Raw genomic sequence first — 4,561 nt, forward strand, 5'->3', positions numbered from 1 at the left:
GCCCTGGGTGTTGGCGGCGATGATCCCCGTGCCGCGCGGGCCGAACAGCCACTTGTGGCAGCCGGCCATGAAGATGTCGCAGCCCAGGCTGGGCAAGTCAGCGTCCTGGTTGCCGAAGCCGTGCACGCCGTCGACGGCCAGGATGATCCGCTCGGGCTCCTGGCGCGTGGCGTTCACCTGGGCCAGGGCGGCAGAGATGGCGGGCAGCGGCAGTTTCAGGCCGGTGCTGGAATGCACCCAGGTCAGGGCGAAAGCCCGTGTGCGCGGGGTGACGGCCGCCATGAGCCGGGCGACCATGCCGGCCTCGGACACCGTTTCGATGCTGTCGAACAAGTCGATGCGGCGCACGACCGAGCCGTTGCGTAGGGCGGCGCGGCGCAGGCTTTCGTGGGTGATGTAATAGTCCTGGTTGGTGGTGACGATCTCGTCGCCATAGGACAGCTTCAGCCCGCCATAGACCAGGGCCGCGCCCAGGGTGGTGCTGTCGGTCAGGGCCACCTGATCGCCCGGAACGCCCATATACCGGCCGGCGGCGGCGCGGCTGTAGCCCTGCAGGCGGCGGTTGTTGTCGTCGAGATAGGTCACTGGCCGCCAGTCCAGCTCGCGGCGAAACTGGTCGATCGCCTTGCGCACGGGCAGCGGGTGGGTGGCGATCAGCATGGCGCTCATATTGACCTCGTCCGGCGCGGTCTGGAACTGAGCCTTGACGGCGGCCCAGTCGACCGGCGGCAGCGGCGCGCCCGGCGTGGCGGACGCAACCGGCTGCGGGCCGGGCTTGGGGTAGGAACTCGGGGCCGCGGGCTTGGGGTAGGACGGCGGCGGCGCGGGCTTTGGAGACGAGGCTGGGGAGGTGGGCTGATAGGAGCCCGGCGGTATCTTGGGCGCCATGGTTGGGGGAGAGGCGGCCTGTCGCGCCAGGGCGGACCCCGCGGCCATCGCCAAGCCGGATCCCAAGAGGAAGTCCCTGCGGCCTACGCTCATCACATCGTCCCAGCCTGCCTGCTGAAACAACGCCGTGTGGAGGACAAGCGTTCAGAAGGGCGAAGGATTGGCTCCGTCCTCGATCATGGCTGTCATCCGGACAAGCCCGCCCTCAGGCGCACTCGTCCAGCACCGGCTCCACGGTCGTCTCATCCGGGGCGGGGAAGGGGATCTTGAAGGTGAAGGCTTCTGGCCTCGGGCCGTTTGCCTCGAGTTGGACCAGTTTGGCCTTGGCCTCGTCGATGGTCGGGCGGTGGCCGACGGGGACCCACCACAGCACCATGTAGAGGTCCATGTGCGGGTGATCGATCGGCGCGCGCAGGCGGGCGATATTGACCTGGGCCAGTTCGAACTTCTCGCTCATGGGATCCCTCCGCCGGTTTCATCGAACATGGGGCGGCGAAGCCTGGAGGAAAGGTCCGGACAAAGAAAAAGCGCCGCTCCGGAGGAGGGCGCTTGATCCTTGGGCGAACCCGCGAGGGATCGTCAGGCGATCTCGACGCGGTAGCTTTCGATGACCGTGTTGGCCAGCAGCTTGTCGCACATGGCCTTGACCTCGGTCTCGGCCTTGGCGGCGTCGGCCTGGGTCAGGTCGAACTCGATKGTGCGGCCCACCCGCACGCCCGACACGTCAGCCCAGCCCAGGCCATGCAGGGCGGCTTCGACGGCCTTGCCCTGGACGTCGAGGACCCCGGGCTTGAGGAACACTTGAACCTTGGCTTTCATGGTCACTCGCTTAGGCCACGCCGCCTTGGATGACGGTGGGCATTTCCTTCATGATGCCGAGGCGGCGGGCCACCTCGGTGTAGCTCTCGATGACATTGCCCAGGTCGCGGCGGAACCGGTCCTTGTCCATCTTCTCGTTGGTGGCGGTGTCCCACAGGCGGCAGCTGTCGGGGCTGATCTCGTCGGCCAGGATCACGCGGCTGAAGTCGCCTTCGTAGATGCGGCCGAACTCGATCTTGAAGTCCACCAGGGTGATGCCGACGGCGCTGAACAGGCCGCTCATGTAGTCGTTCACCCGCAGGGCGGTGGCCATCATGTCGTCGATCTCCTGGGTGGCGGCCCAGTTGAACGCGGTGATGTGCTCCTCGGAGACCATCGGGTCGCCCAGCTTGTCGTCCTTGTAGTAGAATTCGATGATCGAGCGCGGCAGCGGGGTGCCCTCGGTCAGGCCCAGGCGCGTGGCGATCGAGCCGGCGGCGATGTTGCGCACCACCACCTCGAGCGGGATGATCTCGACTTCCTTGATCAGTTGCTCGCGCAGGCTCAGACGACGAATGAAGTGGTTCTGGACGCCGATCGCGTTCAGGCGAGTCATCATGTACTCGCTGATGCGGTTGTTGATCACGCCCTTGCCTTCGAGGACGGCCTTCTTCTGGGCGTTGAAGGCGGTGGCGTCGTCCTTGAAGTACTGGATCAGGGTGCCCGGTTCGGGGCCCTCGTACAGAATCTTGGCCTTGCCTTCGTAGATCTTCTTGCGGCGGGTGGTCATGGCTCTCGTCGAGGCCCTTCTGGTTGCGAGCGCGCCCGTTCTGAAGAAACGAAAAGCGCGCGCGGCGGATAGCTGCGCGCGGCGTTCGACTCAAGGCCGCTCACGAAAAATGTCGTGTCGAAACTAGCCGAACGCGGCCCTTGGCGCAAACAGCCCTAGTCTGATTGGCAGGATTGTGAGCGGGATTGTGAGCGTATCTGGGGCGATGCGGCGTTGCTTACGATTGCCGGGCGGCTCGCCACGGGATATGCAGCCGGCTCAGAGACTATTGGGGCTTTCATGACCACCTTCGACGAACGCGAACAGGGTTTCGAACGCAAGTTCGCGCACGACCAGGATCAGGAATTCAAGGCGACCGCCCGTCGCAACCGCCTGCTGGGCGAATGGGCGGCCGGCCTGATGGGCCTGGCGACCGTCGAGGAATACGCCCGCGCGGTGGTGAAGTCCGATTTCGAGCAGCCCGGCGACGAGGACGTGCTGCGCAAGGTCGCCGGCGACCTCAAGGGCTCGGGCGTCAATGTCGGCGAGGGCGAGGTCCGCCGGAAGATGGACGAACTGCTGGCCCTGGCTCGCGGCCAAATCGCCGCCGGCGAATAGGATTTCGACCTTCAGATGCTGAAAGGGCCGCCCCTCGGGGCGGCCCTTTTGCTTTTATGCCTTTACCAGACCCGCGAGCGGGCTTCCGGGGGCAAGTAGTAGGTGTCGCCGGGTTTAACCCCAAAGGCCGCGTACCAGGCGTCGACATTGCGGGTCGGGCCCACCACGCGGAACGACGACGGGGCGTGCGGGTCGGACGCCATCTGCTGCTTCAGCGAGTCCGGGCGCGACTTGTCCTGCCAGGACTGGGCGAAGGCCAGGAACAGGCGCTGGTCGCCGGTCAGCCCGCCGATCACCGGCGCCGGCTTGCCGTCCAGCGAGGCGTGGTAGGCGTCCAGCGCCACCTGCAGGCCGGCTAGGTCGGCGATGTTCTCGCCCATGGTCAGCTTGCCGTTGATCTTGCTGCCGGGCACCGGCTCGTAGGTGTCGTACTGCTTGCCCAGCACGTCGGCCTGGGCGTCGAAGCGCTTGGCGTCCTCGGCGGTCCACCAGTCGCGCAGCTTGCCGGTGGCGTCGATCTTGCGGCCCTGGTCGTCGAAGCCGTGGCTGATCTCGTGGCCGATCACCGCGCCGATCGCGCCGTAGTTCACCGCCGGATCGGCGGCCGGGTCGAAATAGGGCGCCTGCAGGATGCCGGCCGGGAAGACGATCTTGTTCTCCAGCCCGCCGTTGTAGGCGTTCACGGTTTGCGGGGTCATGCCCCACTTGCCGTGGTCGACCGGCTTGCCCAGGTCGCTCAGCGTATAGGCCCATTCGAAGCGCCGGCTCGCCGCGACGTTGCCGTACAGGTCGTTGACGTCCAGCTTCAGGCCCGAATAGTCGCGCCACTTGTCGGGATAGCCGACCATCACCTGCATCTTGGAAAGCTTGGTCTGGGCCTCGGTCTTGGTCGCCGGGCTCATCCACGGCGCCTTCTGGATCCGCGCCGCCATGGCCGTCTTCAGGTTGGCGATCAGCTCGACCATCTGGGCCTTGGAGCTGGGCGGGAAGTACTTGGCGACATAGGTCTGGCCGACCACCTCGCCCAGGCTGCCGTCGACCAGTTGCACGCCGCGCTTCCAGCGGGGACGCAGGGCCGACTGGCCGGTCAGAGCCTTGACGTACTCGAAGCGGCTGTCGACGAAGCGCTTGGACAGGTAAGGCGAAGTCTCGGACACGATGTTGAAGGTCTGCCAGGCCTTGAGGGTCTCCAGCGGCGTCTCGTCATAGACCTTGGCGATGTCGCGCACGGCGGTCTTTTCGCCCAGCACCACCTTGGCCAGGCCGGGCATGCCGGCGGCGGCCAGGTAGCCCTCCCAAGGGAATGGCGCGTAGGTGTTCAGCTCGGCTGTGGTGACGGGGTTGTAGGTCTTGTCGATGTCGCGACGCTCGGCGACTTCCCAGCTGACCTTGGCGATCTTGGTCTCGAAGGCCAGCACGTCGGCGGCCGACTTGGCGGGGTCGGCATAGCCGGCCGCCTTCAGGGCCCGCTCGACGAAGGCGGTGTAG

The 4,561-nt window shown here is 66.3% G+C and carries 6 protein-coding genes; 1 reads left to right on the plus strand and 5 read right to left on the minus strand.

The window, feature by feature from the left end:
- The 4 genes from AC1DZ6_RS21470 to purC form a co-directional block, all read right to left on the minus strand.
- The coding region (locus tag AC1DZ6_RS21470; RefSeq protein WP_477099161.1) for an aminotransferase class V-fold PLP-dependent enzyme at window positions 1–888 on the minus strand (888 nt) is incomplete at its 3' end.
- Window positions 889–1,093: 205 nt separating this feature from the next.
- A complete protein-coding gene (locus AC1DZ6_RS21475) occupies window positions 1,094–1,345 on the minus strand; it encodes a DUF3291 domain-containing protein (protein ID WP_477099162.1) in 252 nt (83 codons plus the stop codon).
- A 122-nt stretch (window positions 1,346–1,467) separates the two neighbouring features.
- Window positions 1,468–1,707, minus strand: coding sequence for a phosphoribosylformylglycinamidine synthase subunit PurS (gene purS / locus AC1DZ6_RS21480; protein ID WP_477099163.1), 240 nt, complete (start codon window positions 1,705–1,707; stop codon window positions 1,468–1,470).
- 10 nt (window positions 1,708–1,717) lie between these two features.
- On the minus strand, window positions 1,718–2,476 hold the full coding sequence (purC, locus tag AC1DZ6_RS21485) for a phosphoribosylaminoimidazolesuccinocarboxamide synthase (protein WP_477099164.1): 759 nt from the start codon (window positions 2,474–2,476) through the stop codon (window positions 1,718–1,720).
- A 279-nt stretch (window positions 2,477–2,755) separates the two neighbouring features.
- Between purC and AC1DZ6_RS21490 the strand changes: the two genes are divergently transcribed.
- On the plus strand, window positions 2,756–3,073 hold the full coding sequence (locus AC1DZ6_RS21490) for a DUF1476 domain-containing protein (protein WP_477099165.1): 318 nt from the start codon (window positions 2,756–2,758) through the stop codon (window positions 3,071–3,073).
- Window positions 3,074–3,135: 62 nt separating this feature from the next.
- Here AC1DZ6_RS21490 and AC1DZ6_RS21495 read toward each other — a convergent pair.
- On the minus strand, window positions 3,136–4,561 hold a 1,426-nt coding region (locus tag AC1DZ6_RS21495), incomplete at its 5' end, for a M13 family metallopeptidase (RefSeq protein WP_477099166.1).

Source organism: Caulobacter sp. P1_B12_2 (assembly GCF_056406675.1).

Bases quoted from the DNA above. Each gene is read 5' to 3' on its own strand.
- AC1DZ6_RS21490 (WP_477099165.1), top strand. From the start codon at position 2,756: ATGACCACCTTCGACGAACGCGAACAGGGTTTCGAACGCAAGTTCGCG.
- purC (WP_477099164.1), bottom strand. From the start codon at position 2,476: ATGACCACCCGCCGCAAGAAGATCTACGAAGGCAAGGCCAAGATTCTG.
- AC1DZ6_RS21475 (WP_477099162.1), bottom strand. From the start codon at position 1,345: ATGAGCGAGAAGTTCGAACTGGCCCAGGTCAATATCGCCCGCCTGCGC.